Source organism: Cupriavidus nantongensis (genome assembly GCF_041726985.1).
Lineage (GTDB): Bacteria > Pseudomonadota > Gammaproteobacteria > Burkholderiales > Burkholderiaceae > Cupriavidus > Cupriavidus nantongensis_A.
The window spans coordinates 106545-132584 of record NZ_CP168302.1 but is presented as its reverse complement, the minus strand read 5'-3'; the positions used below and the strand labels follow the sequence as shown (position 1 = coordinate 132584).

The following is a 26040-nucleotide window of genomic DNA, read 5'->3' as shown; positions in this document are numbered from 1 at the left end:
TCATGGCGCGCTGACCAGTACCGCGGTGGCCGGGTCCGGCGGCGCGTTGCCCTCCATCACCACCAGTTGCGCCGGTGACGGCGCCTGCGGCGACAGCGTCGACACCACCTCTCGCAGCGGGCCGATCGCGGTGCCGTTGACCATGCCGGCCGGATTGGTCCTGAAGCTTGCCACCGGCGTCTTGTGCCCGCCCACGTAGACGCTGTATTGCGTTTCGGGCTTCAGCTTGAACAGCGAGACCTCGAGCGCATCGACCACACCCAGGTTGCGCGCCACCACAAAGCCCTTGGCGTCGCCGCCGCGGACCGGCCTGAGCGCAACGTTGAGCGGCTCGGTGTTCGCTCTCGGCAACAGGTTGCCGTTGCCGGCGCCGCCGGGTACCGCGTTGCTGACATAGACCAGCGCCTGCGGCGCCTGGCCCACCGGCACGCGCGCGATGACGCGGTTATCCGCGGTGTCGATCACGTCCACCGCGTCGCCGTTCTCCAGGCCGACATACACGCGCGAGCCGTCGTCGGCGGCCCAGATGCCATGCGGCAGCGCGCCGACGGGAATGGTCGCGACCAGCGTGGGCGTGGCATCGGTGGTGAACACCTTCACCACGTTCTCGCCACCCACCGTGACGTAGGCATGCGTGCCGCGCGCGGTGCGGGCAAAGGCCAGGTGGTTGGTGATAAAGCCGGTATCGAACACGCCCTTCACGGCCAGCTTCTCGGTATCGATCCGCGTGACCTTCCCCACGTCCTTGTGCGTCATCCAGACTTCCCTGAAGTCCGGCGTGAATTGCAGGAACGGCGAGAACGGGCTGGCCACGTCCAGCCGCTTCACCACCTTGCGGGCCTTGACATCGATCACGTCGACCACCGGATTGAAACTGGACACGACGAAGGCAAGCTTGCCCGCCGGGTGGAACAGCACCATGCCCGGTCCCGCCGTGGTCGGGATGCGCCGGGTTTCACGGAACGTGGCGGGATCGATGACCGAGATGTAGTCTTCGCCGCGCACCACCACCCATACCTCCTTGCCGTCGGCGGTAAAGAAGCCCTCGTGCGGCGAGCGGCCGATATAGGCGATGCCCTTGACCCGGTTGGTGGCGGTATCGATGAACGCGACCGAGTTGGAGCCATTGGAGATGGCGATCAGGGTCCGGTGGTCCGGGGAGAAGCCCAGGCCGTGTACGTTGAGCTCGCCCTTGTACAGCGGCGACAGCACGTCGGGCCGTGCATTGCCTAGCCGGATCTGGCCCAGCAGCCGGTTGGCGGCGGGGTCGATCACCGACACGGTGTTGCTGTTCTGGTCCGCGGTGTAGACGCGATCCTGCGGTTGCGGGGCGGCGCCGGCCAGTGGGGCGCCGAGCGAGATGGCCAGGGCGACAAGCGTGTTCTTCTTCATGGCGGTAAGGGGATGGATGCGGTTGGTATGGTCAGCGCGGCGTGAGCTGGGACGGCTGGGCCTGGTGACGCTGCAGCCACGCCTGCATCAGCCGTATCTCGTTCTGCTGCTCGGTGATGATGCCCTGCGCCAGGTTGCGCAGCGCGGGATCCTTGCCGTACAGCAGCAGCGCCTTGGCCATGTCGATCGCGCCCTGGTGGTGCGGGATCATCATGGCGACGAAGTCATGGTCGGGATTGCCGTTGGTGGGGGCTTGCGTCATGCCGTGGTGCATCACGTTCATGGCGTCATCGATCAGGCCGGCATAGGGTTTTGCGGTGCTGGCGATGAAGGGCGGCGGTGACGCCTGGCCCGGGTGCTGGTGCGCGTTCTGGGCCGGCGCGGTCAGGCTTGCGGCCGACAGGCACAGTGCCGCCAGGGCGCGTACCGCGGTGCCGGCGCCAGGGCGTAAGGAACTTCGTTGCATCGCAGGGTCTCCGGTTGGCCCGGACTGGCGTGGGCCTGGACCGGGATGGTTTCCTGCGTATACACGCCAGGCGCCCCAACTATTCCGTCACTGACGAAAAATTTTCCTGGGCCTTGGCCTCTACTGAAAACGTCCCTTCAAGGCTTGCCCTCCCCCACCGGCTGTCCGTCCAGATACTGCAGCACCTTGTACGCCGCCTTCACCCGCTCCGCGACCGGGTAGTTCTTGTTTGCCAGCATCACGATGCCGATGCGCTGCGACGGCACGTAGGCGACATAGGCGCCGAAGCCATTGGTCGAGCCGGTCTTGTTGACCAGCATGGCGCTGCGCGGCGCCTGCGGCGGCTCCAGCCGTGCCACCGGGTTGGCCTCGAACACCACCTGCTGCGAGCTGCCCGCCAGCACGCTGTCCCGCTGCGCCGGCCACGCGTACATTTCCCACGCCAGTCCCTGCACCATGTCTCCGACCTTGAAGTAGCCGGTGCGGGTGCTGGCCAGCGCGCGCTGCAAGGTCTGGTCCAGCCCGCTGCCGTCGATATTGGCCATGACGAAGCGCATCATGTCGGCCGATGTGGTCTTGACGCCGTAGGCCTCGGCATCCAGCACGCCGGGCGTAACCCGGACCGCCTTGCCGTCCCTGGCGTAGCCATAGGCATAGTCTTTCATGCGCGCCTTCGGCACCGTGATGTAGGTGCTGCGCAACCCCAGTGCGGGGAACAGCGTCTTCTCCATCAGCACGTCGAACGGCTGCCCCATGCTGCGCGCGGCGAGGTAGCCGAACAGGCCGATGCTGGGATTCGAGTACTGACGGTGGGTGCCGGGGGCGTAGCGGGGACGCCAGCTGCGGAAATAATCGACCATCTTGCCGGTATCGGTGACGGTCTCCGGAAACTGCAGCGGCAGCCCGCCAGCCGCGTATGTGCCCAGGTCCAGCAGGCTGGTCGCGCCCACGCTGCTGCCCGCGAGTTGCGGCAGGTATTTCGCCGCATGGTCGGTCAGCGACAGGTCGCCGCGGGCCTGCGCATAGGCGGCCAGCGTCGCGGTGAAGGTCTTGCTGACCGAGCCGATCTCGAACAACGTATCGGCATCGACCTTGCGGCCGCCCGCCTTGGCGGCGACGCCGTAGTGGAAGTCGTACTGCTTGCCGCCGGCCGTCACGGTCACGGCCATGCCCGGCACATCGTGCGCCTGCATCACCGGCTGGATCGCCGCGTCGACGACACGCTTGAGCGTGGCCGCATCGACACGCTCGGCAGCATGGGCACCGGCGCCGCAAAGCAGCGCCGCGGCAGCGGCAATGGCTTGCATCGCCTTTTGAAGAGTCTGGTTCATATCAAATCGCCGGGCCGTGGTGCGCCGGCAAACAGCGCAGCCTGCGTGGGAAATAAACGAGACTTTACCGGCTCCCCGGCCTCGCCCGCCAAAAACCGGGTGGCCGATGACCGTTCCGGATCGGTCCGCCGGTCATCGTTCTGTCATCCACCCCCGCCAGAATGCGCAGGTCATTCAAGTCAGGGGAGTCGACATGACGCACGCAATTGAAGTCCGCGGACTGAGCAAATCGTTCCGTACGGACCGCAAGGCGCTTGACGATGTCACGCTGCAGATCGCACCGGGCGAGATGGTCGCGCTGCTGGGCGCGTCCGGATCCGGCAAGTCTACGCTGCTGCGCCACGTGGCCGGCTTCGTCGCCGGCGACGCCGGCGAGATCCTGGTCAACGGCCGCCACGTGCAGCGCAACGGCCGCCTGGCCGGCAACGTGCGCCAGGTGCGGCGCGAGATCGGCTTCGTGTTCCAGCAGTTCAACCTGGTGGGACGCCTGCCCGTAATCACCAATGTGCTGGTCGGCATGCTGGCGCGCGTACCGAAGTGGCGCGGCCTGCTGCGTTGGTTCAAGGCCGATGAAATCCGCAGCGGGCTCGATGCGCTTGCGCAAGTTGGTATAGACGACTATGCCTTTCAGCGGGCCTCGACGCTGTCGGGCGGCCAGCAGCAGCGCGCCGCGATTGCGCGCACGCTGGTGCAGAACGCCAGCGTGATCCTGGCCGACGAGCCTATCGCCTCGCTCGATCCGGAATCCTCGCGCCGCGTGATGTCGCTGCTCAGGCAGATCAACCGCACCCGCAAGGTGGCGGTGGTGGTGTCGCTGCACCAGGTGGATGTGGCCCTGCGCTACTGCCCGCGCGTGGTCGCGCTGCGCCATGGCAAGGTGGTCTATGACGGCCCCTCGGCCGCGCTGACGCCGGCCATGCTGCGCGACCTCTACGGCACCGAAGCGGACGAACTGCTGCGCGATGCCGTGCCTGAAGACGACGACAGCGCCGCGCCCATGCCGGCGCCGGCGCTGGTCACGATGAACCTGGCGGCCGCCTGAGCGGTTGCCGCAGCCCCGCCGCAGCCCCATTCCCCCCAAACCGCTTTCCACCGGAGTTGCCCATGCTTCGCAGAACCTTCATCGCCGTCGCGGCCTCGGCCGCGGTTGCCCTCCCGGCCCTGCCCGCCTTCGCCCAGGAGGCGAAGAGCCTGAACATCGGGTTTATCTCGACCGAGTCGTCGTCGAACCTGAAAACCGCCTGGCAGCCGCTGATCGACGACCTGAGCAAGACCCTGGGCGTGCCCATCAAGCCGTTCTTCGCCTCCGACTATGCCGGCATCATCGAAGGCATGCGTTTCAACAAGGTGCAGATCGCCTGGTTTGGCAACAAGTCGGCCATGGAAGCGGTCGACCGCGCCAGCGGCGAGGTGTTTGCGTCGGTGATCGACAAGGACGGCAACCCGGGCTACTGGTCTGTGCTGGTGGTCAACAAGGACAGCGACCTGAAGAGCGTCGAAGACGTAATCAAGCGCGGCAAGGACCTGACCTACGGCGCCGGCGACCCCAACTCCACCTCGGGCACGGCGGTGCCGGGCTTCTACCTGTGGAGCGCCAACAAGGTCGAGCCGAAAACGCTGTTCAAGGCCGTGCGCATCGGCAACCATGAAACCAACCTGCTGTCGGTGCTGAACAAGCAGGTCGACGTGGCCGTCAACAACACCGAGAACATGGAGCGCTACCGCATCAATACGGGCAAGAACGCCTATGACCAGGTGCGGGTGCTGTGGAAGTCGCCGCTGATCCCGGCCGACCCGATGGTCTACCGCAAGGACCTGTCGCCCGAACTGAAGAAGAAGATCCAGACCTTCTTCGTCAACTACGGCAAGGGCACCGACGCGGCGCGCGAGAAGCAGGTGCTGGCAAGCTTGACCTATCAGGGCTTCCGCGCCTCGAACGATGCCCAGCTGGTGCCGATCCGCCAGATCGAGCTCGCGCGCGAAAAGGCCAAGATCGAATCCGACACCACGCTGGCCGCCGCCGACAAGGAAAAGCGCCTGTCCGACGTGACCCGCCGCCTGGCGGAACTGGACAAGGCCGCCGGCAGCGCCAGCAGCACGCAGTAACCGGTTCGCCGCCACCTCACTGTTCGACCTGTCTCACCGGGGCCGGCGGCCGTCGCCGCCTGCCTCGCACCGCTTTCCAATCCCAGCTGTATCCGGACCGCTCCATGACCGTCTCCGCCACGCCCGGCCTGCCCCCGACGCCCCGAAGCCACGTGCGCCCGCCGCGCACGCCCCTTGCCGTGCCGCTGACCTGGGCGGTGCTGCTGGCCATGCTGGCCCTGTCGTGGCAAGGCGCCGACATGCGCCCGCTCGACCTGCTGCGCGATTCCGACAACATGGCCAGGTTCGCGGCGGATTTCTTCCCGCCCGATTTCCGCGACTGGCGCCACTACCTGGACGAGATGCTGGTCACCGTGCAGATCGCGCTGTGGGGCACGGCACTGGCCGTGGTGGTAGCGGTGCCGCTGGGCCTGCTGTGCTCGGCCAACATCGTGCCGGCCTGGGTCTACCAGCCCGCGCGCCGCATCATGGATGCATGCCGCGCCATCAACGAAATGGTGTTTGCCATGCTGTTTATCGTCGCCGTCGGGCTGGGCCCGTTCGCCGGCGTGCTGGCGGTCTGGATCCACACCACCGGCGTGCTGGCCAAGCTGTTTGCCGAAGCGGTCGAAGCCATCGACCCGCGCCCGGTCGAAGGCGTGCGCGCCACCGGCGCCGGCCCGGTCGAGGAAATCGTCTACGGCGTGATTCCGCAGGTGCTGCCGCTGTGGCTTTCGTTCGCGCTGTACCGCTTCGAGTCCAACGTGCGTTCGGCGTCGGTAGTGGGCATCGTCGGCGCCGGCGGCATTGGCACCGTGCTGTGGGAAATCATCCGCAGCTTCCAGTACGGGCAGACCTGCGCGGTGATGATCATCATCATCGTGTTCGTCTCGGCCATCGACATCCTGTCGGCCCAGATCCGCAAGGTGCTGGTCTGAACACCATGCCGGCCACCGAAGTCTCTCTGGCCCTGCGCGAAGTGCGCGGCTCCGACGCCGAGCTGCTGCACCTGTCCGCGCTGCTGGCCGCGATGGACGGCGAGGCGCCGCTGCCGCTCGCCACCATGCGGGAGCGCTATGCCACCATGCGCCGCTATCCGGACTACCGCTGCTACATGATGGTGGGCGCGGACGAGGTGCCGCTCGGCACCTTCAGCCTGCTGGTGTTCCCGGTGATGGTCCACGACGGGCGCCCCGAGGCGATCGTCGAGGCCGTAGTGGTGGCGCCGGCCGCGCGCGGCATGGGCATCGGCAAGGCCATGATGCGCGAGGCGATGCGGCTGGCACGCGAGGCCGGTGCGGCCAAGCTGGCGCTCTCATCCAATGCGCGGCGCCTGCGCGCCCACCAGTTCTATCGCCAGCTCGGTTTTACCGAGCATGGCATCAGCTTCAGCATCGGGCTCTGAACTCAGGCTTGGCGCGCCGCTGCAGGCGAGGCGCCCACCAGTTGCGCCAGCGCCGCCAACGCGTTCTCCAGCCCGCCGCTGTTGTCGATCTCGACCAGCCGGCATCCGGCGGGCACGGCAAACGCCTGCCGCGCGCGGGCCAGCCGTTTCGCAATCGCGTCTTCCGGCTCGCGTCCGCGCTGGCGCAGCCGCGCGGCCAGCACGTCCGGCTGAACCCGCACGTGTACCGCGCACAGCTTCGGGTAGCGTGCCACCGCTTGCGGCAGGTACTCGCGCGAGCCGTTGACGATGACCGTCAGGCCCCGCGCCAGCCACTGCTCGATCTCGATGCCGATGCCGTAGTGCAGGCCGTGGCTGTGCCAGTCCAGCGCCAGGCAGCCCAGCGCGCGGCGGCGGTGGAATTCCTCGGGCGTCAGCGCCACCGAGGCCTCGTTGGCGTCGGCGGCGCGGGTAATGTAGCGATGCGCGATGACGATGCGGTGATCGGCGCCCAGGCGCTCGCGCAGCGCGCGCAGCAGCGAGTCCTTGCCGCTGCCGGACGGTCCCATCAGGTAGAACAGGCCGTGTCCGTCGGCCACGGTCGCCGCACTCATGCGCCCAGGTACGCCGCGCCGGCGCCGTCCGTGGTGCTGCCATCGAAACCGTAATGGCGGGCGACGACAAAGTCCTCGCCCTGGGCTGGCTGCACGAAGACGCTGATGCGGTCCACAGGCAACGGCGCTTGCAGCAGCTTGCCGCTGGCCGCCTCGAGCTGTGCGATCGCGGCGCGCTGGCCGGCGGCATCGAGCATGCCGGTCAGGGTGATATGGAACACGAAAGTGCCGAACACATACGGGTAGCCCCATGCGTCGAGCATGCGGCGCTCTTCATCGCTCAGCCGGTCGGGCACACGCCTGGCCAGTTCCTGCGCCGATGGCGGTGCGCGCAAGGAGTCGAAGGCCAGCACGCAGGCATCGGCCAGCGCCTGCATCGGCGGCGAGCCGCCATCGGCAAGCGTCCACGCTACGAAACCCCGCAGCGCGCGCAGCGCCAGCGCTGCGTCGAACGGCGTTTGCCGGCGCGCAAGCTCCCGCGCGGCGGCATCGACCATCGCCCCGTTGGCGCCGTCGGCAAGCCGGAACGGCGGCTTCAGGGTGGCATGCAGGCCGTAGTGGGCCGGCGCGCTGATCCACTCCGCCGGCGCGGCGGGCAGGTCGGCGGGCGGAGGTAGCGTGGCGCCGGTGTCGGCGTCGCGCCCCAGCCAGTGATTGCCGAAGGTGCCCAGCGGGCCGGATGGCGACAGGTAGATGGCGTAGCGGTACGCGGCTTGAGTCATGCGGCAAGGTTACCAGCGGCATCATGCCTGTGGACGCGCGCACAGGCGCAGACTGCCCCGGTTTGGTGGGGTTGACCGCAGACAGTAGCGCAGGCAGATGACAGCCGGATGTCTAGACCAATCCCGCGCGGCCGCCTCAGTCACGGTCGGACACCGTCAGCTGCACCCAGTCGCCGGCGAATCGCACCACGCTGTACTGCACCGGGTTGCCGTCGATATCGACGTTCAGCGCCTCGACCTGCAGCACCGGGCGCGTCTTGGGCTGGTTCAGCATCCGCGCCACCGGCGCGGTCGGCATCGCCGCGGTAATGCGTGACCACTTGCGCGTGTAATCGGCAATGCCGAACTGCGCCAGCGCGCGCGATACCGATTGTTTGGCGCGCAGCACCTCGTCGATGCCGGGAAAGCGCTTCAGGTCGAAGTAGTGCTCGGCCACGTCGATGGTGCGGTCCTCGGCCTTGCCGATCATCTGCGCATGGAGCAGCTCGGCGGTGCGCCCCAGCCCCAGCTGCTTCGCGACGTCCGGTGCGCGCACCACCTGGCTGGCGACGACTTCGGTATGGCCGCGCACGCCCTGCGCCGCCAGGTTCTGCGAGAAGCGCGTGCGGCGTCCGATGGCGTAGTCGATCGCATGCTCCTGCACAAAGGTGCCGCGGCCCTGCTCGATGCGCACCAGCCCGCTCAGCTCCAGCTCGCCCATGGCGCGGCGGATGGTATGCCGGTTCACGGCGAAGCGGTTGGCGAGCTCAGGCTCCGGCGGCAATTGCTCGCCCGGCAGGTACAGCTTCTTGCGGATGTCGTCCGCCAGCGCCTCGCCAATCTGGCGCCACACCGCGACGCCCGAACCCCGTTCCACTTCTCGATCAGACATCTCGCGCTGTCCTCTTGTCATCAAGCGTTAAACCATGCCGTGCGATTCTGCCTGAGTCACGCCGCGCTGGCAGCGTGCCCGAGCAATCCCCTGCCCCGTCATGAAAGCTTCATTTCGCTGTGGTCTAGTGGCTGCGTGTTCCCGCAACGACATCTAAACGTATAGACGTATAGGGGTGATGATGCAAAGCGAAACCGCGCGGCCGGATGTGCCCGCCGCCCATGCTGCCCGCGCCGCCTGGCTGCGGATCCTGGCGACCGCGCCGACCGATGCGCTCGACGGCGCCTACCAACGGCTTACGCAGGCGCAGGCCCTGCCCGCTTACCGGCTGCTGCGCAAGCCCGAGGCCGGCATGGCCATGGTGCGGGGCCGCGCCGGCGGCACCGGGGCCCAGTTCAACCTTGGCGAAATCACGGTGACGCGCTGCGCCGTCGTGCTCGAGGATGGCGGCGCCGATGTCGACGGGGCCGCTGCCGCTGGCATCGCCTATGTGCAGGGCCGCAGCGAACGCCATGCCGAGCAGGCCGCGGTGCTGGACGCGCTGCTGCAGCGGCCGGCCTGGCACCAGCGCGTGCAGGACCTGGTGCTCGCGCCGCTGGCCGACGCACACGCCAGCCGCGCCGCGCAGGCTGCGGCCACGGCCGCGCAGACGCGCGTCGAGTTCTTCACCATGGTCCGCGGAGAAGACTGACATGCACACCGCCCAACCGATGCTGTCCACGCCGGCCGCCGCGCTGCTGCCCGGCTTCAACGATCCGGTCGACGACGCCCAGCAGGTGTTCCGCGCCGCGCTGCAGGCGTTTGCCCATCCGGGCCAGCTGCAGACGCTGCCGGCCCGCAGCGGCTTGCCCGAAGGCCTGTCGCCGGCGCTGGCAGCGCTGCTGCTGACACTGGCCGATGCCGATACGCCGGTCTGGCTGCCCGCCGCCGTGCCGGCCGCGGCGCGCGCCTTCCTGCGCTTTCATTGCGGCTGCCGGCTGACGGAAGCGCCCGGCGCCGCGGCCTTCGTCTGCGTGCCGGCCGGCCATGCCATGCCGGCGCTCACGGACTGCGCGCAGGGCGACCCGGCCTTCCCGGACCGCTCGGCCACGTTGCTGGTGGAAGTAGCCTCGCTCACCGACGGCGAGGCCCTGACGCTGCGCGGCCCCGGCATCGCGCACACGCAAACGTTGCATGTTGCCGGCCTGCCCGCTGGTTTTCGCGCGGCCTGGCGCGCCAACAACGCCGGCTTCCCGGTCGGCGTGGACCTGCTGCTGTGCAGCGGCGACCGGTTCTGCGCGCTGACGCGCACCACCATCGTGGAGGACTGACATGTACGTAGCCGTCAAGGGAGGCGAGCGCGCCATCCTCAATTCCTACCGGATGCTCGACGCCTATCGCCGCGGCGATACCGCGGTGCCGGAACTGACGCTGGCACAGATCCGCGAGCAGATGCCGCTGGCGGTGTCGCGCGTGATGGCCGAGGGCTCGCTGTACGACCCGCATCTGGCCGCGCTGGCGCTCAAGCAGGCCGCCGGCGACCAGATCGAGGCGATCTTCCTGCTGCGCGCGTACCGCACCACGCTGGCGCGCTTCGGCTACACCCAGCCGCTCGATACCGGCGCGATGCGCCTGCAGCGCCGGATCTCGTCGACCTTCAAGGACGTGCCGGGTGGCCAGGTGCTGGGGCCTACCTACGACTACACGCAGCGGCTGCTGGATTTCTCGCTCGAAACCGGACGCGCGCCGCAGCCCCTGCCTGCTGATCACGAGCCGCTCGCCGCAGCGATGCCGCGCGTGACCAGCCTGCTGGAAGCGGACGAGCTGGTCGAGGCCGATGCGATTCCCCCCGGTGACCCCGCCCCGCCCGACCTGACGCGCGAGCCGCTGACCTTCCCCGCTGGCCGCGCCGCGCGCCTGCAGAACCTGGCGCGCGCCGACGAAGGCTTCCTGCTGTCGATGGGCTACTCGACCCAGCGCGGCTACGGCAATTCGCACCCGTTCGCGGCCGAGATCCGCTACGGCACGGCCGAGGTAGAGCTGTTCGTCGAAGAGCTCGGCTTTGCCGTCACCATCGGCGAGATCGAACTGACCGAATGCCAGATGGTGAGCCAGTTCGCCGGCAATGCCGACGAGGCGCCGCGCTTTACGCGCGGCTACGGGCTGGTGTTCGGCTACAACGAGCGCAAGGCGATGTCGATGGCGCTGGCCGACCGCGCCATGCGCGCCGAAGCGCTGGGCGAGGCCGCCGACGCGCCGGCCAACGATATCGAATTCATGCTGTACCACAGCGACAACGTCGAGGCCTCGGGCTTCGTCCAGCACCTGAAGCTGCCGCACTACGTGGACTTCCAGGCCAACCTGGAGCTGCTGCGCCGGCTGCGCGCCGAGGGCGCCGACGCGCCGGCTTGCCCCGAAGTCGTGACAGCACCATCGCAACCGCAATCACAGCCGCATTCACAGCCGCAACCCCAGCCACAGCCGCAAGAGGAGACGCTGGCATGAGCGCCGCCGACACCGCCATGGCCGCGGACATCGCCCGCGACCAGCACTACAACTTCGGCTATCTGGACGAATCGACCAAGCGCATGCTGCGCCGCGCCTTGCTCAAGGCGGTGGCGATCCCGGGCTACCAGGTCCCGTTCGGCAGCCGCGAGATGCCGCTGCCATACGGCTGGGGTACCGGCGGCATCCAGGTGACCGCCGCGATCATCGGCAAGGACGATGTACTCAAGGTGATCGACCAGGGCTCGGACGACACCACCAATGCCATCAATATCCGCCGCTTCTTCGCCCGCGTCACCGGCGTGCCGACCACCGAGCGCACCGCCGAGGCCAGCATCATCCAGACCCGCCACCGGATTCCCGAAACCCCGCTGCGCGCGGGCCAGACCGTGGTGTTCCAGGTGCCGATCCCCGAGCCGCTGCGCTGGCTGGAGCCGAGCGAAGGCGAGACCCGCACCATGCACGCGCTGGCGGAATACGGCGCGATGCACGTCAAGCTGTACGAGGACATCGCCCGCCACGGCCACATCGCCACCACCTACGACTACCCCGTGATCGTCAACCAGCGCTACATGATGCGGCCTTCGCCGATTCCGAAGTTCGACAACCCCAAGCTGGACCGCAGCCCTGCTCTGATGCTGTTCGGCGCGGGCCGCGAAAAGCGCGTCTATGCGGTGCCGCCGTACACCGCGGTCAAGAGCCTGGACTTCGCCGACCACCCCTTCACCGTGGAGTCGTGGTCCAACTGCTGCGCGCAGTGCGGCGCCACCGACAGCTACCTGGACGAGATCATCACCGACGACGCCGGCACGCGCCGGTTCGTGTGCTCGGATACCGAGTACTGCGCCGGGCGCCAGGCCGCTCAGGCCGCACAAGCCGTCGAGAGCGCTACCGGAGCTGCGCAATGAGCGCCGCCCCGCTGCTGTCGGTGCGCAACCTGACGCGCACCTGGGACGGCCTGCACGGCTGCCATGACGTCAGCTTCGACCTGTATCCGGGCGAAGTGCTGTGCGTGGTGGGCGAGTCGGGCTCGGGCAAGAGCACGCTGCTGCAGGCGCTGTCGATGCAGGCACCGGCACAGCGCGGCACGGTCAGCTACGCCATGCGCGAGTCCGGCCTGACCGACCTCGCCACCTTGTCCAGCGCGCGCCTGCGGCTGCTGGCGCGCACCGACTGGGGCTTCGTGCGCCAGCACGCGCGCGACGGCCTGCGCATGCAGGTCAGCGCCGGCGCCAATATCGCCGAGCGGCTGATGGCCGTGGGCGAGCGCCATTACGGCAACCTGCGCGAAGTCGCCGGCAACTGGCTGGAAAAGATGGAGATCGACCTGGCGCGGCTGGACGATGTCCCCGGCACTTTTTCCGGCGGCATGCAGCAGCGGCTGCAGATTGCGCGCAACCTGGTCACGCATCCGCGCCTGGTGTTCATGGACGAGCCCACGGCGTCGCTCGATGTGTCGGTGCAGGCCCGCCTGCTGGACCTGCTGCGCCGCCTGGTGGCCGACCTGGACCTGGCCGCGGTGCTGGTCACGCACGACCTGGCCGTGGCCAGGCTGCTGGCGCACCGCACCCTGGTGATGCAGGGCGGGCGCGTGGTCGAGCAGGGGCTGACCGACCAGATCCTCGACGATCCCCAGCATCCGTACACGCAGTTGCTGGTTTCTTCCATCCTGCAGGGCTGAGCACGATGCACGCAGAACAACCACAGAAGCTGGTCGAGGTGCGCGGCCTCGGCAAGATGTTTACGCTGCACAACCAGGGCGGGATTCGCCTGCCGGTATTGCGCGCGATCGATTTCGATGCCGCGCGCGGCGAATGCCTGGTGCTGTCGGGGCCGTCAGGCACCGGCAAGAGCACGCTGTTGCGCTGCCTGTATGGCAACTACCTGGCCACCGAAGGCAGCATCCGGCTGCGCGATACCAGCGCCGACGGCGCGCCGTGGGTCGAGCTGGGCCGCGCCAGCGAGCAGCGCGTGCTGCAGCTGCGCCGCGACGTGATCGGCTATGTCAGCCAGTTCCTGCGTGCGATCCCGCGCGTGGGCGCGCTCGACGTGGTGGCCGATCCGCTGCGGCAGCGCGGCGCCGGCGAGGACGAGGCGCGCGCCCGCGCCGCCGAACTGCTGGCGCGGCTGAACCTGCCGCGCCGGCTGTGGGAGCTGCCGCCCGCCACCTTCTCGGGCGGCGAGCAGCAGCGCGTCAATATCGCGCGCGGCCTGATCGGCGGCCATCCGATCCTGCTGCTGGACGAGCCCACCGCCTCGCTCGACCCCGACAACCGCGCCGTGGTGGTCGCGCTGATCCGCGAAGCGCTGGCCGAAGGCCGGGCGCTGATCGGCATCTTCCACGACGAAGCCGTGCGCGATGCCGTGGCCACGCGCCTGCTGCCGCTGCAATCCGCCACCCCTACCGCCACCCCTGCCGCCACCCCTGCCGCCCTCGCCTGAACCGAACCGCCCAGAACGGAGCCAGACATGCCCGCGACCTACCTGACCCACGCCACCCTGGTGCTGCCGGACCGCGTGCTGCACGACAGCGCGCTGCTGATCGAGGATGGCCGCATCGCGGCGATCGAGCCGGCACCCGCGGCCGTGCCCGCGCATGCCACCGTGGTAGAACTGCATGGCCACGCCGTGATGCCCGGGCTGGTGGACGTGCATTGCGACGCCATCGAGAAAGAGGTGGAACCGCGCGCCAGCGTGCTGTTCCCGCTGGATTTCGCCGTGGCGCAGGTCGACCGCCGCAACGCCGCCGCCGGCATTACCACCCCGTATCACGCGCTGTCGTTCGCCGGCAACCAGTTCGGCGTGCGCAACGTCGACACCGCGGCCACGGTGGTGCGCACCATCGCCGCCTACCGGCAGCACAGCCTGGTCGACAACCGCATCCACTGCCGCTACGAGGTCACCGATGCCGGCGCCGTGCCGGTGCTGGAAGCGCTGATGGCCGAAGGCGTGGTCGACCTGCTCTCGGTGATGGACCACTCGCCCGGCCAGGGCCAGTTCAAGACCCTGGACGCTTACCTGGCCTACATGATGGGCAACCACGGCATGAGCCGCGACGCCGCCGCCGATGCCGCGCGCCAGAGGGCCGCGGCGATGGAGGGCGCGCACGAGCGCGTCGACCGGCTGGTGGCCGCGGCGCACGCGCTGGCCATTCCCACTGCCAGCCACGACGACGATTCGCCGCAGCGCATCGCCGCCATGCATGCGCTGGGCGTGCGCATGAGCGAGTTCCCGATCAACCTGGAGACCGCGCAGGCCGCTTGCGCCCGTGCGCTGCCGACCATCCTGGGCGCGCCCAACGTGCTGCGCGGCCAGAGCCAGAGCGGATCGATGCGCGCCATCGACGCGATCCGGGCCGGCGCCGGCACCATCCTGTGCTCGGACTACCAGCCCTCCACCCTGATCGCCGCCGCGTATGCCGCCGGACGCCAGGCCGGGCTGCCGCTGAACCAGGCGCTGGCGCTGGTCACCGCCCACCCCGCCGATGCCTGCCAGCTGGCTGATCGCGGCCGCCTGGCCCCGGGCCTGCGCGCCGACGTGATTGCGGTTTCCGAGGTGGCGGGCCAGCCGATGGTCACGCACACGTGGTCGGCCGGGCGGCTGGTGTTTGCGGCGGGTTATCCGTCGCTGCGGCCCGCCGGCGCTGCGGCCGTGCCGCGCCGGCCCGGTGCCGCGCGAGAGCACGCGACCGTCTGACGGGTCAGCCCTGCGGGTTGAACCCCAGCGCCGCGCTGACCGCGCGCGCCTCGCGCCGCACGGCGCTGCCGATGGGCCCGTCGATGGCGGGGTCGAAGCCGCCGGTGGCGCCCAGCGCGGTCAGCACCGCGCACACCCGACCGGTGTAGTCGCGCACCGGCGCTGCCACCGCGCTGATGCCGGTCAGGTTGGTGTCGCGCACCCAGGCGCAGTCATCGGCCTGCACCGCGCGGCGCAACGCGCCGATGGGGTCGCGGGCATCGAGCTGCGCCAGCCGCGCCGGGCTGGCGGCCGCCAGTTCCTCCCTGGCCTGCGCCAGCACGCCCTTTTCATCGAGCAAGCCCAGGAACACGCGCCCGGTCGCGGACCACAGCAGCGGCATCACCGAGCCCGCGCGCACGTTCACCGTCACCGGCAGGCCCGGTTCCTCGAAGCGCATGATGGTCGGGCCCTTGTTGCCCATCACCGCGACGAAGCAGGTCACCTCCAGGGTCTCGCGCAGGCGCACCAGCGACGCCTCGGCCAGCCGGATCGGGTCGGCCTGGCGCATCGCCGCCATGCCGATCTGCAGCGCCTCGAAGCCAAGGTGGTACTGCTGCGTGCCCGGCTCCTGCGCCACCAGGTCTTCTTCCACCAGGCTGACCAGGTAGCGATGGACCTTGGCCGGGCTTTCGTCGATCTGCGCGGCCAGCGCCGTCAGGCTGGCACGCCCGCCCAGGCGCGCCAGGCCCTTCAAGACGGCCATGCCGGTGACGGCCGACTGCACGCGCTGGCGCCGTTCGCGGGTGCGGGTGGTGGCGGTTTCGATGGCGGGTTCAGCAGCTTTGGATCGGGGCATGGCGGGACGGAGGTACGCGACTTGTGCGGGTGTTCACGGCGACAGCGGACGATGCCACACCGTGCCGAGGAGCCGGTTCAAGGTTAACCCGCATTCAATCGTTACGCAATGCGTATATGATTTACGCAAAACAGGAAACGCCGGGGCAGGACCCGGTCCATCCTTCAGGAGACAAAAATCATGCCCCGCCCCCGCCTTGCCGTTACCGCGCGCCTTGCCATCGGCGCGCTGACCCTGCCGATGCTGGCCGTGAGCATCGCCCACGCCGCCGATCCCTATCCCGCCAAGCCGATCCGCTGGATCGTCCCGTACGCCGCCGGCGGCGGCTCCGATTTCCTGGCGCGGACCATTGGCCAGGGGCTGTCGGCAAAGGTCGGGCAACCGGTGGTGGTGGACAACAAGCCCGGCGGCAATACCGCCATCGGCGCGGCCGAGACCGCGCGTGCCGCTGCCGACGGCTATACCGTGCTGTCGGCCGACAACGGCACGCTGGTGTTCAATCCCGTGCTGTACAAGTCGCTGTCCTACCATCCCGCCAGGGACCTGGCGCCGGTAACGCTGCTGGGCCGCTTCCCGATGATCCTGGTGGTGGGCGCCGCCAGCCCGGCCAGGAGCGCCAAGGACTTCATCGCGCAGGCCAAGGCCACGCAGGGCGGCATCAACTACGGCTCGGCCGGCGCCGGCAGCCCGCATCACCTGGCGATGGAGCTGCTGAAGGTGGAAGCCGGCCTGCCGATGACACATGCGCCCTACCGCGGCGCCGCGCCGGCGCTGTCCGACGTGGCCGCCGGCCAGGTTGCCGCGATGATGGTCGACTACGCCGCCGGCGCCGGCTTTATCAAGGGCGGCAAGGTGCGCCCGCTGGCCGTGGCCAATGCCACCCGCCTGCCGCAGCTGCCCGATGTGCCGACCTTCGCCGAACTGGGCTATCCGCGGGTCGAAGCCGCCGCGCTGGTGGGCATGGTGGTGCCGGCCGGCACGCCGCCGGAGGTGATCAACACGCTGAACAAGGACGTGGTCGCGGCCATCCGCGAGCCGGCGGTCAACAAGCGGCTGGTCGACTTTGGCGTCGAGCCCGTGGGCAACACACCGGCGCAGTTCAGCGAGCTGCTGCGCAGCGAGTCCGGCCGCTGGACCAGGCTGATCCGCGACCTGAAGATCACGCTGGACAACTGAGTCCGGCCGCAACACCGCTGGCCGTCCGGCGCGCCCGGACGGCAGCGCTTTTTTTGCCAGGCATCGCTGTCTGCCAGGAGTACGTATCATGACCCTCCCCTCCCCCGGCGCCGCGCGCGGCTGCCCGATCGACCACAGCACCATCACCGCGCCCAACGGCTGCCCGGTCAGCCACAACGCGGCGCAGTTCGACCCCTTCGGCGACGGCTACCAGCAGGATCCCCCCGAATACGTGCGCTGGTCGCGCGAGCAGGAGCCGGTGTTCTACAGCCCGCGGCTGGGCTACTGGGTGGTCACGCGCTACGACGACATCAAGGCGATCTTCCGCGACAACCTGACCTTCAGCCCGTCGATCGCGCTGGAAAAGATCACCCCCACTGGCGACGAGGCCAACGCCGTGCTGGCCAGCTACGGCTATGCCATGAACCGCACGCTGGTCAACGAGGACGAGCCCGCCCACATGCCGCGCCGGCGCGCGCTGATGGCGCCGTTCACGCCCGCCGAACTGGCGCACCACGAGCCGCTGGTGCGGCGCCTGACGCGCGAGTATGTCGACCGCTTTATCGACGATGGCCGCGCCGACCTGGTCGACCAGATGCTGTGGGAAGTGCCGCTGACGGTGGCGCTGCATTTTCTCGGCGTGCCCGAAGAGGACATGGACCTGCTGCGCCAGTACTCCATTGCCCATACCGTCAATACCTGGGGCCGGCCGAAGCCGGAGGAACAGGTCGCGGTGGCGCACGCGGTGGGCAACTTCTGGCAGCTGGCCGGCCGCATCCTCGACAAGATGCGCGAGGACCCGTCCGGGCCCGGCTGGATGCAGTACGGGCTGCGCAAGCAGAAGGAGCTGCCCGAGGTGGTGACCGACTCCTACCTGCATTCGATGATGATGGCCGGCATCGTCGCCGCGCACGAGACCACCGCCAACGCCTCGGCCAATGCCATCAAGCTGTTGCTGCAGCATCCCGACGCCTGGCGCGAGCTCTGCGAAGACCCCGCGCTGATCCCCAACGCGGTCGAAGAATGCCTGCGCCATAACGGCTCGGTGGCGGCATGGCGCCGGCTGGTCACGCGCGACACCGAAGTGGGCGGCATCCGCCTGCCGGCGGGCAGCAAGCTGCTGATCGTGACCTCGTCGGCCAACCATGACGAGCGCCATTTCGCCGATGCCGACCTGTTCGACATCCGCCGCGACAACGCCAGCGAGCAGCTGACCTTCGGCTACGGCTCGCACCAGTGCATGGGCAAGAACCTGGCGCGCATGGAGATGCAGGTGTTCCTGGAAGAACTGACGCGCCGGCTGCCGCATATGCGCCTGGCCGAGCAGACCTTCACCTATGTGCCCAACACCTCGTTCCGCGGGCCGGAGCATCTGCTGGTGGAATGGGATCCCGCGCAGAACCCAGAGCGCCGCGATCCGGCCCTGCTGGCGGTGCGCCAGCCGGTGCGCATCGGCGAGCCGTCGGCGCACACCATCGCCCGCACGGTGGTGGTCGAGCGCGCCACGCCGGCCGCCGACGGCGTGCTCCGGCTGCGGCTGGTGGCGCCCGACGGCAAGCCGCTGCCGCGCTGGGCGCCGGGCTCGCATATCGACGTGGAATGCGGCGACACCGGGCTGTCGCGCCAGTATTCGCTGTGCGGCGATCCGGAGGATGCGGCGGCGCTGGAGATCGCGGTGCTGCGCGATCCCGCCAGCCGCGGCGGCTCCGCCTGGGTCCACGACCGCGTCAGGGCCGGCGACAGGCTGCGCATCCGCGGCCCGCGCAACCATTTCCGCTTCGATGAGCAATGCGGGCGGGCGATCTTCATCGCCGGCGGCATCGGCGTCACGCCGGTGAGCGCGATGGCGCGGCGCGCGCGCGCGCTTGGCATCGACTACACCTTCCACTACTGCGGACGCTCGCGCCAGGCCATGGCCATGCTGGATGAACTGCAGGCGCTGCACGGCGCGCGGCTGCATGTCCACGCCAGCGACGAAGGCCGGCGCGCGGACTTCGGCACGCTGCTGGGGCAGCCTGACGCGGACACGCAGATCTATGCCTGTGGCCCGCAGCGCCTGCTGGATGCGCTGGCCGAATGCTGTGCGGCGTGGCCGGCGGATGCGCTGCGCGTCGAGCATTTCGTCTCGAGGCTGGGCACCCTGGATGCCTCGAAAGAGCAGCCCTTTACCGTGGAGCTGAAGGACTCCGGCCTGGTGCTGGAAGTGCCGGCGGGGCAGACCCTGCTGGGCGCGCTGCGCGGCGCCAATATCGACGTGCAGAGCGACTGTGAGGAAGGCCTGTGCGGCTCGTGCGAAGTGCGCGTGCTGGCCGGCCAGGTCGACCACCGTGACGTGGTGCTGACGCGCGCCGAGCGCGACGCCAACCACCGCATGATGGCGTGCTGCTCGCGCGCCTGCGGCGGCGGCCGGCTGGTGCTGGAGCTCTGAGCGCGCGGGCACGGCAAGCCCGCTGTTGCAACGTAGGACAAAGCCTGACAACGGCCGCAAGGACACAGGGCTAAAGTAGCAGCGCAACCGCCGCCCCCGTTCTGTCTGCGTCATGCCCCCTGACCCCGCCGCCGTCCACGCCGTTCCCGATCCCGCTCCCTGCCGCTGGCGCCGCAACGCCGCCCACCTGTCGTTGCTGGCTGTGACGCTTGCTCTTTCCGCCACACCAGCCGCCACGCAAGCCGCGACCGTGGCCGCGCCGCCACTGCCGCCGCTGTCGGAGCTTGCCACGCTGCTGCTGGGCACCGTGCGCGGCAAGCCGACCGGCATGCACGGGGTCACGCGCCTGACCACCGGCGACGCCGACCGGCAACTGCGCCTGGCCTGCCAGGAGCTTATGCGCGCGGGCCCGGTCGATCTCGACGACACCACGCGCTTTGACGGGTGCGTGGCGCGGCCGGGCAAGATCGTCGACTTTCACCTGAAAGTCTCCGGCATCGATGCCGGCCGCGACGACACCCGTGATTTCATGGCCACGGCCAAGCCGATCCTGGAGCGCGGCATCTGCCGCAACCCGGATGTGCCGGTGCTGGGCAAGCTGGGGATCCGGCTGCGCTATCACTATGCGGCCGGGCAGAAGCCGCTGGTGCTGCTCGACATCCCGCCCGACCAGTGCCGCGGCAAGTGAGTCGACGGACTCAGGACGCCCGCCCGTTCCCCAGCACCTCGTCGCACACCGCCAGCCACGCCCGCGCCGCGTGCGACAGGTAGCGCCCCGGCGACCAGATATGGGCCAGGGTCCAGTCCACCCCCGGTTCGGTCAGGCGCGCCATGGCCAGCGTGTCCTGCGCCTGCAGGCGCTCGGCCAGCGGCTGGGGCAGGAAGGTGGTGCCCAGCCCCGCCGCCGCCATCGACGCCAGGAAGTCCCAGTGTCCGCTGCGTGCCACCACGCGCGGCTCGATCCGGGCTTCCACGAAGGCCTGGCGCAGCTTGCGCGTCAGCGAGAAATCGTCGGTCAGCATCACCAGCGGCTCGTCGCGCAGCGCCGCCAGCGACACGGTGCGCCCGCGCGCCCAGGCCGCCTTGCGCGGCCCCACCGCCCAGATCGGATAGCGGCCGAACTGGCGCGTTTCCAGAGCCAGGCCGCTGTCGCCAGGCAGCACCGTGGCGCCCACCTCGAGCTCGCCGCTGGCCACCAGTTGCTCCACCACCTGCCCGCCGTGCTCGTCCAGCGTCAGTGACAGGTTGGGATAGCGCTGCCGGAACGCGCTGACCGCCGGCGAGAAGAACAGGTTGACCATCGGCGGGATGCCGACCGTCAACTGCCCCCGCCCCAGCGAGGACAGGTCGGCGACCTCCAGTGTCAGCCGGTGCACCACGCCCAGTGCCTCCTGGCCGCGCTCGTAGACCACGCGGCCGACGTCGGTCAGGCGCACGCTCTTGCCTTCGCGGATCAGCAGTGGCTGGCCGACTTCATCCTCGAGCTGGCGGACCATCTTGCTGATGGTCGACTGGGTCACGAACAGCGACGAGGCGGCCTGGGTAAAGCTGCGCAGCCGCGCGGTCTCGACGAAATAGCGCAGCGCGCGGATATCGATGGGCATGTTGGCGTGGAGCGAGAACCGCCGCTCCATGAATAACGCGAATGGAAAAGCCAATATTAAATCATGAATGGAATGCGAACAGTGGGGCTACACTTCGCTCCCAACATGTCGCCCCTGCCCAGACCGCGCCCCCAATGAAGCGCGGAGCGGCAGGTGGTGGCAAGCGCCCCCAACCTTCCCTTCAAGACCCCGCTCCATGGCTAGCTGGCCGAATGCACGACAGTGGCTGTTCTCGCTGAAGGCATTCGCCGCCGCGATGCTCGCGCTCTACATCGCACTGGCGCTGGGACTGGCGCGGCCGTACTGGGCCATGGCGACGGTGTACTTCGTCTCGCATCCACTCACCGGCGCGACCCGTTCCAAGGCGGCGTATCGCGTTGCCGGCACCGTGCTGGGCGCCACCGCCGCGGTGGCGACGGTGCCGCAACTGGTCAACATGCCGATCGTGCTGATGGGCGCGATCGCGCTGTGGATCAGCGTGCTGGTGTACCTGTCGCTGCTGCAGCGCACGCCGCGCAGCTACGTGTGCCTGCTGGCAGCCTACACACTGCCGATCGTCGCCTTGCCCGCAGTCAGCCAGCCGGCGCAGATCTTCGACATCGCCGTGGCACGGATCGAGGAGATCGTGATCGGCATCGTCTGCGCCGGGCTGGTGGGCTCGGTGGTGTTGCCGGCCAAGGTCGCGCCGGCGCTGCGCGCGCGTGCCGATACATGGCTGGCCGATGCCGCGGCCTGGGCTTCGGACATCCTTGCTGGCAGCCCGCGCGCCGACCACAGCCGCCACCGGCTGGCCGCCGACATCCTGCAGCTGGACCAGCTGATCAGCCAGCTCGCCTACGACACCGAAGGCAGCCACACGCTGCGCCATGCGCGAGCGCTGCGCCGGCGTATGACCATGCTGATGCCGCTGCTGTCGTCGCTGGACAGCGTGCTGCAGGCGCTGCGCTGCCATGCCGGCGGCATCCCTGCTGACCTGCGCGAGGCGCTGGCGGCGACGGCTGCATGGCTCGCCGGCGATGCTGCCACGCCGCCTGCCGCTGCGCCCGAAGGCTGGCGGATGCTGTCCGGACCCGACGCGAGCGGCTGGCATGATCGCCTTGCCGCCACGGCGGCGGACCAGCTGCAGCGCCTGGGCGCCCTGTACGGCGAATGCCGCGCGCTGCAGCAAGGCATAGGCGCCCACCGCACCGGCACGCCGCTGCCACGCGGCGAACCCGCGGCGGAAACTGCCGGCCATCACCATGATCACGGCATGCTGCTGTTCGGTGCGGTGTCCAGCGGACTGGCGGTGTTCTGCGCCGGGCTGCTATGGATCTTCTCGGGCTGGGAGGATGGCGCCGGCGCGGTGGTGGTGGCTTCGATCGCGTGCTGTTTCTTTGCCGCGGTCGACGAGCCACGGCGCATGGCCGGTGCCTTCGTGCGCTGGAGCGCGGTCTGCCTGCTGATTTCGTCGGGCTACCTGTTTCTGGTGGTGCCGCATGCGCACACCTTCGAAGCGCTGGCCGCGCTGCTGGCGCTGCCCTATCTCGGCATCGGCCTGCTGATTTCGCGGCCGGGGTTCCAGCTGATCGCGATGCTGCTGTCGGTCAACACCGCCGCGTTCGCCAACGTGCAGGCGGTGTTCGACGCGGATTTCCTCGCCCTGTTCAATACCTGCCTGGCCAGCGCCGCGGCCATGGTGTTCGCGCCGCTGTGGTCGGTGGCGGCACGCCCGTTCGGCGCGCGCGCGGCGGCACGGCGGCTGGTGCGCGCCAGCTGGCACGACCTGGCGCAGGCCGCCACGCTGCGCGCGACCGATGGCGATGCGCGGCTGGGCGCGCGCATGCTGGACCGGCTGGGCCAGCTGGTGCCGCGGCTGGGCGCAGCCGGCGATTCCTTGTCCACCGACGGCTTCCATGCGTTGCAGGTCGGCTATTGCGCGCTGGCGCTGCACAAGGCGCTGCCGGACTTGCCGCCGCCGGCGCGCAAGCCGGTGCGCCGGGTGCTGGCCGCGGTGGCGCGGCATTTCCGCGCGCATCTGCGCGCCGGCCGGCGCGTACCGGTGCCGGCGGGCCTGGCCGCCGTCGTCGACGAGGCCATGGCAGCGGTGTCGGCCAGCGGCCGCGCCGGCCAGCGCGGCACGCTGGGCGCGCTGGTGGTGCTGCAGGTCACGCTGCTTCCGCTTCCGGTCACGTCCGCGTCCCGCTGATCCACGCATTCTTCGCTGCGCCCCATGCTTAGTGAAATCGACCTCTACGGCGTGTTCGTGCCCGGCGTGCTGGTGCTGGCAGTGCTGGCCTTTGCGGTGGCCACGGCAATCCGCATAGTGCTGGCCGCGCTGGGCTGCTACCGCCATATCTGGCACCGCTCGTTGTTCAACCTTTCTCTTTATGTGATCGTCCTGGGCGCCGTGGCTGCCGTTTTTGCCGCAATGCCCGGACTGCCGTCATGACCTTCCGATTCCGCTCCCTGCTTCCAGTGCTGCCGACGCTGCTGGCCGCCATCGCCGCGCTGCTGGTGCTGCGCCACCTGTGGGATTACTACACCGCCGCGCCCTGGACCCGCGACGGCCATGTGCGTGCCGACATCGTCCAGGTGGCGCCCGACGTCTCGGGGCTGGTCACGCGCGTGCTGGCGCGCGACAACCAGTACGTCCAGGCCGGCGAAGTCCTGTTCGAGATCGACCGCGACCGCTACGCGCTCGCCCTGGAACAGGCGCTGGCGACGCTGGCGACCCAGCGTGCCGCGCTGGCGCAGGCGCGGCGCGAAGCCGCGCGCAATCGCGACCTGGACGGCGTGGTCTCCGCCGAAGTCGCCGAGCAAGGGCGTGCGCGCGTCGAGCAAGGCCAGGCCGCGCTGGCACAGGCCGAAGCCGCGGTGCGGCTGGCACGGCTGAACCTGCAACGCACCAGCGTGCGCAGTCCGGTGGCGGGCTATCTCAACGACCGGCTGCCGCGGCTGGGCGACTACGTCTCGACCGGGCGGCCGGTGCTGTCGATGGTCGATGCCGGCTCCTTTCACGTCGAAGGCTATTTCGAGGAAACCAGGCTGCACCGCATCCACATCGGCAGCCCGGTCGACGTGCATATCATGGGCGAGCCCCGCCACCTGCGCGGCCACGTGCACAGCATCGCCGCCGGCATCGAGGACCGCGATCGCAGCGCGGGTTCCAACCTGCTGCCCAACGTCAATCCCACCTTCAACTGGGTGCGGCTGGCGCAGCGCGTGCCGGTGCGCATCGTGCTGGAAGACGTGCCCGCCGACGTGCGCCTGATCTCGGGGCGCACCGCCACGGTGGCGGTGCGCGAGCCGGCCGCAGACCAGGGCGCCCCGCGCCGCGCGGGGCCGCGATCGTGAAGGTGCGCCGTGCCTGGGTGGCATGCCTGATTGCGTGCCTGAGTGCCTGCACGACGGTGGGACCGGACTATCGCGTCCCCGATCACGCGGCGGTACGCGCGTCCGCGGCCAATGGCCCGTTGCAGTCTGCACAGGCGCCGGACGTGGCGATCGCACCCCTGCCTGACGACTGGTGGCGCCTTTATGACGACGAACGGCTCGACCGGCTGGTCATGAAGGCGCTGGCGGCAAATACCGATATCCGCGCCGCCAGCGCCAACTTGCGCCGCGCGCTGGCGCTGCTGCACGAAGTCGAAGCCGAAAACCTGCCGCAGGGCAGTGCCGGCGCCGCCGTGTCGCGCGCGCAGCTGTCGGGGGAGAGCTTCTTGCAGCAGGCCCAGCCACCGGTGTTCAACCTGGGCGACGTGGGCCTGGGCGCGTCCTACCTGATCGACTTCTTCGGCAAGCTGGCCCGCGCCGACGAGGCCGCGCTGGCCGGCGCGCAGGCCAGCGAGGCGACGCTGGACATGGTGCGCGTCACCGTGGCTGCGCAGACCGTGCGCGCCTACGTGCAAGGCTGCGCCGCCACGCATGACCTGCACGCCGCCACGCAGCAGCTGGCGGTGCAGCAGCGCACGCTGGACGCCACCCGCCGCCTGCTCGCCGCGGGCCGCGCCGGGCCCGCCGAGGTGGCGCGCGAGCTTGCCCGCAGCGAAGCGCTGCGCGCGGCGCTGCCGCCGCTGCAGGCCGCACGCAGCGCCGCGCGCTACCGGCTGGCGCTGTTGCTGGGACAGGCCCCGACAGCGCTGCCGGAGGTCGAGGTGGCATGCGAGGCCGAGCCCGCGCTGCGCGCACCGCTGCCGGTCGGCGACGGCGCCGCGCTGCTGCGCCGGCGGCCCGATGTCCGCCAGGCCGAACGCGAACTCGCCGCTGCCACCGCGCGCATCGGCGTGGCCACGGCCGACCTGTATCCATCGATCCGCATCGGTGCCAGCGCCGGGCTGACCGGCGTGCTGAGCCACCTTGGCAGCGGACCCACGGCGCGCTGGAGCGTGGGGCCGCTGCTGAGCTGGACCTGGCCCACCAATGGGGTGCGGCACCGCATCCACGGCCTGGAAGCCGCCGCGGATGCCGCGCTGGCGCGCTTTGACGGCGTGGTGCTGCGCGCGCTGCAGGAAACCGAGACCGCGCTGTCGGCCTACGCGCGCGAACTGGAACGCCACGCGACCCTGCATGCCGCCGCCGAGCACGCCGCGCAAGCCGCGCGGCAGCAACGCCGGCTGTGGCAGGCGGGGCGCCTGCCCTATCTGGCGCATCTCGATGCCCAGCGCGACCTCGCCGCCGCGCAGGCCGCGCTGGCGGCGTCCGCGGGCCAGGTTGCCGCGCGGCAGGTCGACCTGTTCCTGGCCCTCGGTGGCGGCTGGCAGACCGCCCGCAAGCTGGCTGCCGTGCCAGAATCTATGGATGAAAAAAACGAATGAACGATGGACGGTTAAATCATCACGGGAATAGCTTGGCGTGACTACACTTCGTCCCGTGCCGGGCAAACAACCAGGCGCGGCACCGCCCACAAGGCGAATCCGGACGGCGCAGGCAGCAAACCCGCCAGCCTGCGCGGCTCCTTGCGGGCCAGC

26 protein-coding genes are annotated in these 26040 nt (G+C 69.7%); 18 read left to right on the top strand and 8 right to left on the bottom strand.

Going from position 1 to position 26040, the window contains the following annotated elements:
- From ACEI37_RS00600 to ampC, 3 genes are all read right to left on the bottom strand, one after another.
- Positions 1 to 1392 (bottom strand): YncE family protein, encoded by a 1392-nt coding sequence (locus ACEI37_RS00600; RefSeq protein ID WP_373376838.1) that lies wholly within the window; start codon positions 1390 to 1392, stop codon positions 1 to 3.
- A 31-nt stretch (positions 1393 to 1423) separates the two neighbouring features.
- Positions 1424 to 1858: a DUF305 domain-containing protein gene (locus tag ACEI37_RS00595; RefSeq protein ID WP_373376837.1), complete on the bottom strand. Its 435-nt coding sequence runs from the start codon at positions 1856 to 1858 to the stop codon at positions 1424 to 1426.
- A 137-nt stretch (positions 1859 to 1995) separates the two neighbouring features.
- On the bottom strand, positions 1996 to 3189 hold the full coding sequence (gene ampC / locus ACEI37_RS00590) for a class C beta-lactamase (RefSeq protein ID WP_373376836.1): 1194 nt from the start codon (positions 3187 to 3189) through the stop codon (positions 1996 to 1998).
- A 193-nt stretch (positions 3190 to 3382) separates the two neighbouring features.
- Between ampC and phnC the strand changes: the two genes are divergently transcribed.
- The 4 genes from phnC (at position 3383) to ACEI37_RS00570 (ending at position 6679) form a co-directional block, all read left to right on the top strand.
- Positions 3383 to 4231 carry a phosphonate ABC transporter ATP-binding protein gene (phnC, locus tag ACEI37_RS00585; protein ID WP_373376835.1) on the top strand — a complete coding sequence of 283 codons (849 nt, stop codon included), beginning with the start codon at positions 3383 to 3385 and terminating at the stop codon, positions 4229 to 4231.
- 62 nt (positions 4232 to 4293) lie between these two features.
- Positions 4294 to 5295 carry a phosphonate ABC transporter substrate-binding protein gene (phnD, locus tag ACEI37_RS00580; protein ID WP_373376834.1) on the top strand — a complete coding sequence of 334 codons (1002 nt, stop codon included), beginning with the start codon at positions 4294 to 4296 and terminating at the stop codon, positions 5293 to 5295.
- A gap of 104 nt (positions 5296 to 5399) precedes the next feature.
- Complete coding sequence (gene phnE, locus ACEI37_RS00575; RefSeq protein ID WP_373376833.1) at positions 5400 to 6212, top strand: phosphonate ABC transporter, permease protein PhnE; 813 nt, start codon at positions 5400 to 5402, stop codon at positions 6210 to 6212.
- Between the two features lie 5 nt (positions 6213 to 6217).
- Complete coding sequence (locus ACEI37_RS00570; RefSeq protein WP_373376832.1) at positions 6218 to 6679, top strand: GNAT family N-acetyltransferase; 462 nt, start codon at positions 6218 to 6220, stop codon at positions 6677 to 6679.
- Between the two features lie 2 nt (positions 6680 to 6681).
- On the opposite strand, the gene phnN is transcribed toward ACEI37_RS00570, so the two are convergent.
- The 3 genes from phnN to phnF all read right to left on the bottom strand — a co-directional run bounded on the left by phnN (position 6682) and on the right by phnF (position 8865).
- Complete coding sequence (gene phnN, locus ACEI37_RS00565) at positions 6682 to 7272, bottom strand: phosphonate metabolism protein/1,5-bisphosphokinase (PRPP-forming) PhnN (RefSeq protein WP_373376831.1); 591 nt, start codon at positions 7270 to 7272, stop codon at positions 6682 to 6684.
- Positions 7269 to 7994: a DUF1045 domain-containing protein gene (locus tag ACEI37_RS00560; protein ID WP_373376830.1), complete on the bottom strand. Its 726-nt coding sequence runs from the start codon at positions 7992 to 7994 to the stop codon at positions 7269 to 7271. The genes phnN and ACEI37_RS00560 overlap by 4 nt, the downstream gene beginning before the upstream one ends.
- A gap of 136 nt (positions 7995 to 8130) precedes the next feature.
- On the bottom strand, positions 8131 to 8865 hold the full coding sequence (phnF, locus tag ACEI37_RS00555) for a phosphonate metabolism transcriptional regulator PhnF (RefSeq protein ID WP_373376829.1): 735 nt from the start codon (positions 8863 to 8865) through the stop codon (positions 8131 to 8133).
- A gap of 178 nt (positions 8866 to 9043) precedes the next feature.
- Here phnF and phnG point away from each other — a divergent pair, with 178 nt between their 5' ends.
- Genes phnG through ACEI37_RS00520 form a run of 7 tightly spaced genes read left to right on the top strand, consistent with a single transcriptional unit; the run spans position 9044 to position 15045 of the window.
- On the top strand, positions 9044 to 9556 hold the full coding sequence (gene phnG / locus ACEI37_RS00550; RefSeq protein WP_373376828.1) for a phosphonate C-P lyase system protein PhnG: 513 nt from the start codon (positions 9044 to 9046) through the stop codon (positions 9554 to 9556).
- A 1-nt stretch (position 9557) separates the two neighbouring features.
- Complete coding sequence (gene phnH, locus ACEI37_RS00545) at positions 9558 to 10175, top strand: phosphonate C-P lyase system protein PhnH (RefSeq protein ID WP_373376827.1); 618 nt, start codon at positions 9558 to 9560, stop codon at positions 10173 to 10175.
- 1 nt (position 10176) lies between these two features.
- Positions 10177 to 11349: a carbon-phosphorus lyase complex subunit PhnI gene (locus ACEI37_RS00540; protein ID WP_373376826.1), complete on the top strand. Its 1173-nt coding sequence runs from the start codon at positions 10177 to 10179 to the stop codon at positions 11347 to 11349.
- The gene (locus ACEI37_RS00535) at positions 11346 to 12257 is read left to right on the top strand and encodes an alpha-D-ribose 1-methylphosphonate 5-phosphate C-P-lyase PhnJ (RefSeq protein WP_373376825.1); all 912 of its coding nucleotides are present in this window, start codon (positions 11346 to 11348) and stop codon (positions 12255 to 12257) included. Before ACEI37_RS00540 ends, ACEI37_RS00535 begins: the two co-directional genes overlap by 4 nt.
- On the top strand, positions 12254 to 13030 hold the full coding sequence (gene phnK / locus ACEI37_RS00530; RefSeq protein ID WP_062803124.1) for a phosphonate C-P lyase system protein PhnK: 777 nt from the start codon (positions 12254 to 12256) through the stop codon (positions 13028 to 13030). Before ACEI37_RS00535 ends, phnK begins: the two co-directional genes overlap by 4 nt.
- A 5-nt stretch (positions 13031 to 13035) precedes the next feature.
- Complete coding sequence (gene phnL / locus ACEI37_RS00525) at positions 13036 to 13791, top strand: phosphonate C-P lyase system protein PhnL (protein ID WP_373376824.1); 756 nt, start codon at positions 13036 to 13038, stop codon at positions 13789 to 13791.
- Positions 13792 to 13818: 27 nt separating this feature from the next.
- Entirely contained in the window at positions 13819 to 15045 is a 1227-nt protein-coding gene (locus tag ACEI37_RS00520; protein ID WP_373376823.1) for an alpha-D-ribose 1-methylphosphonate 5-triphosphate diphosphatase, read from the top strand.
- Between the two features lie 4 nt (positions 15046 to 15049).
- Here the strand turns inward: ACEI37_RS00520 and ACEI37_RS00515 are convergent, their stop codons facing one another.
- The gene (locus ACEI37_RS00515; protein ID WP_373376822.1) at positions 15050 to 15883 is read right to left on the bottom strand and encodes an IclR family transcriptional regulator; all 834 of its coding nucleotides are present in this window, start codon (positions 15881 to 15883) and stop codon (positions 15050 to 15052) included.
- Between the two features lie 240 nt (positions 15884 to 16123).
- Between ACEI37_RS00515 and ACEI37_RS00510 the strand changes: the two genes are divergently transcribed.
- The 3 genes from ACEI37_RS00510 to ACEI37_RS00500 all read left to right on the top strand — a co-directional run bounded on the left by ACEI37_RS00510 (position 16124) and on the right by ACEI37_RS00500 (position 20175).
- A complete protein-coding gene (locus tag ACEI37_RS00510) occupies positions 16124 to 17059 on the top strand; it encodes a Bug family tripartite tricarboxylate transporter substrate binding protein (protein ID WP_373377689.1) in 936 nt (311 codons plus the stop codon).
- 88 nt (positions 17060 to 17147) lie between these two features.
- Positions 17148 to 19487, top strand: a complete 2340-nt coding sequence (locus ACEI37_RS00505; protein ID WP_373376821.1) for a cytochrome P450/oxidoreductase — start codon at positions 17148 to 17150, stop codon at positions 19485 to 19487.
- Positions 19488 to 19599: 112 nt separating this feature from the next.
- Positions 19600 to 20175: a hypothetical protein gene (locus tag ACEI37_RS00500; protein WP_373376820.1), complete on the top strand. Its 576-nt coding sequence runs from the start codon at positions 19600 to 19602 to the stop codon at positions 20173 to 20175.
- A 10-nt stretch (positions 20176 to 20185) separates the two neighbouring features.
- Here ACEI37_RS00500 and ACEI37_RS00495 read toward each other — a convergent pair whose 3' ends face one another.
- Complete coding sequence (locus tag ACEI37_RS00495) at positions 20186 to 21091, bottom strand: LysR substrate-binding domain-containing protein (protein WP_373376819.1); 906 nt, start codon at positions 21089 to 21091, stop codon at positions 20186 to 20188.
- Positions 21092 to 21287: 196 nt separating this feature from the next.
- Here ACEI37_RS00495 and ACEI37_RS00490 point away from each other — a divergent pair, with 196 nt between their 5' ends.
- The 4 genes from ACEI37_RS00490 to ACEI37_RS00475 are packed head-to-tail and all read left to right on the top strand — an operon-like array spanning position 21288 to position 25887.
- A complete protein-coding gene (locus ACEI37_RS00490; protein ID WP_373376818.1) occupies positions 21288 to 23279 on the top strand; it encodes an FUSC family protein in 1992 nt (663 codons plus the stop codon).
- 24 nt (positions 23280 to 23303) lie between these two features.
- Positions 23304 to 23522 (top strand): DUF1656 domain-containing protein, encoded by a 219-nt coding sequence (locus ACEI37_RS00485; RefSeq protein ID WP_373376817.1) that lies wholly within the window; start codon positions 23304 to 23306, stop codon positions 23520 to 23522.
- A complete protein-coding gene (locus ACEI37_RS00480) occupies positions 23519 to 24427 on the top strand; it encodes an efflux RND transporter periplasmic adaptor subunit (RefSeq protein WP_373376816.1) in 909 nt (302 codons plus the stop codon). The genes ACEI37_RS00485 and ACEI37_RS00480 overlap by 4 nt, the downstream gene beginning before the upstream one ends.
- Positions 24424 to 25887 (top strand): efflux transporter outer membrane subunit, encoded by a 1464-nt coding sequence (locus tag ACEI37_RS00475; protein ID WP_373376815.1) that lies wholly within the window; start codon positions 24424 to 24426, stop codon positions 25885 to 25887. The genes ACEI37_RS00480 and ACEI37_RS00475 overlap by 4 nt, the downstream gene beginning before the upstream one ends.
- Positions 25888 to 26040: the final 153 nt, after the last annotated feature.

Excerpts from the sequence above, each read along its gene's own strand:
- ACEI37_RS00600 (WP_373376838.1), bottom strand. The coding sequence starts at position 1,392 with ATGAAGAAGAACACGCTTGTCGCCCTGGCCATCTCGCTCGGCGCCCCA.
- ACEI37_RS00595 (WP_373376837.1), bottom strand. The coding sequence starts at position 1,858 with ATGCAACGAAGTTCCTTACGCCCTGGCGCCGGCACCGCGGTACGCGCC.
- ampC (WP_373376836.1), bottom strand. The coding sequence starts at position 3,189 with ATGAACCAGACTCTTCAAAAGGCGATGCAAGCCATTGCCGCTGCCGCG.
- phnC (WP_373376835.1), top strand. The coding sequence starts at position 3,383 with ATGACGCACGCAATTGAAGTCCGCGGACTGAGCAAATCGTTCCGTACG.
- phnD (WP_373376834.1), top strand. The coding sequence starts at position 4,294 with ATGCTTCGCAGAACCTTCATCGCCGTCGCGGCCTCGGCCGCGGTTGCC.
- phnE (WP_373376833.1), top strand. The coding sequence starts at position 5,400 with ATGACCGTCTCCGCCACGCCCGGCCTGCCCCCGACGCCCCGAAGCCAC.
- ACEI37_RS00570 (WP_373376832.1), top strand. The coding sequence starts at position 6,218 with ATGCCGGCCACCGAAGTCTCTCTGGCCCTGCGCGAAGTGCGCGGCTCC.
- phnN (WP_373376831.1), bottom strand. The coding sequence starts at position 7,272 with ATGAGTGCGGCGACCGTGGCCGACGGACACGGCCTGTTCTACCTGATG.
- ACEI37_RS00560 (WP_373376830.1), bottom strand. The coding sequence starts at position 7,994 with ATGACTCAAGCCGCGTACCGCTACGCCATCTACCTGTCGCCATCCGGC.
- phnF (WP_373376829.1), bottom strand. The coding sequence starts at position 8,865 with ATGTCTGATCGAGAAGTGGAACGGGGTTCGGGCGTCGCGGTGTGGCGC.
- phnG (WP_373376828.1), top strand. The coding sequence starts at position 9,044 with ATGATGCAAAGCGAAACCGCGCGGCCGGATGTGCCCGCCGCCCATGCT.
- phnH (WP_373376827.1), top strand. The coding sequence starts at position 9,558 with ATGCACACCGCCCAACCGATGCTGTCCACGCCGGCCGCCGCGCTGCTG.
- ACEI37_RS00540 (WP_373376826.1), top strand. The coding sequence starts at position 10,177 with ATGTACGTAGCCGTCAAGGGAGGCGAGCGCGCCATCCTCAATTCCTAC.
- ACEI37_RS00535 (WP_373376825.1), top strand. The coding sequence starts at position 11,346 with ATGAGCGCCGCCGACACCGCCATGGCCGCGGACATCGCCCGCGACCAG.
- phnK (WP_062803124.1), top strand. The coding sequence starts at position 12,254 with ATGAGCGCCGCCCCGCTGCTGTCGGTGCGCAACCTGACGCGCACCTGG.
- phnL (WP_373376824.1), top strand. The coding sequence starts at position 13,036 with ATGCACGCAGAACAACCACAGAAGCTGGTCGAGGTGCGCGGCCTCGGC.
- ACEI37_RS00520 (WP_373376823.1), top strand. The coding sequence starts at position 13,819 with ATGCCCGCGACCTACCTGACCCACGCCACCCTGGTGCTGCCGGACCGC.
- ACEI37_RS00515 (WP_373376822.1), bottom strand. The coding sequence starts at position 15,883 with ATGCCCCGATCCAAAGCTGCTGAACCCGCCATCGAAACCGCCACCACC.
- ACEI37_RS00510 (WP_373377689.1), top strand. The coding sequence starts at position 16,124 with ATGCTGGCCGTGAGCATCGCCCACGCCGCCGATCCCTATCCCGCCAAG.
- ACEI37_RS00505 (WP_373376821.1), top strand. The coding sequence starts at position 17,148 with ATGACCCTCCCCTCCCCCGGCGCCGCGCGCGGCTGCCCGATCGACCAC.
- ACEI37_RS00500 (WP_373376820.1), top strand. The coding sequence starts at position 19,600 with ATGCCCCCTGACCCCGCCGCCGTCCACGCCGTTCCCGATCCCGCTCCC.
- ACEI37_RS00495 (WP_373376819.1), bottom strand. The coding sequence starts at position 21,091 with ATGCCCATCGATATCCGCGCGCTGCGCTATTTCGTCGAGACCGCGCGG.
- ACEI37_RS00490 (WP_373376818.1), top strand. The coding sequence starts at position 21,288 with ATGGCTAGCTGGCCGAATGCACGACAGTGGCTGTTCTCGCTGAAGGCA.
- ACEI37_RS00485 (WP_373376817.1), top strand. The coding sequence starts at position 23,304 with ATGCTTAGTGAAATCGACCTCTACGGCGTGTTCGTGCCCGGCGTGCTG.
- ACEI37_RS00480 (WP_373376816.1), top strand. The coding sequence starts at position 23,519 with ATGACCTTCCGATTCCGCTCCCTGCTTCCAGTGCTGCCGACGCTGCTG.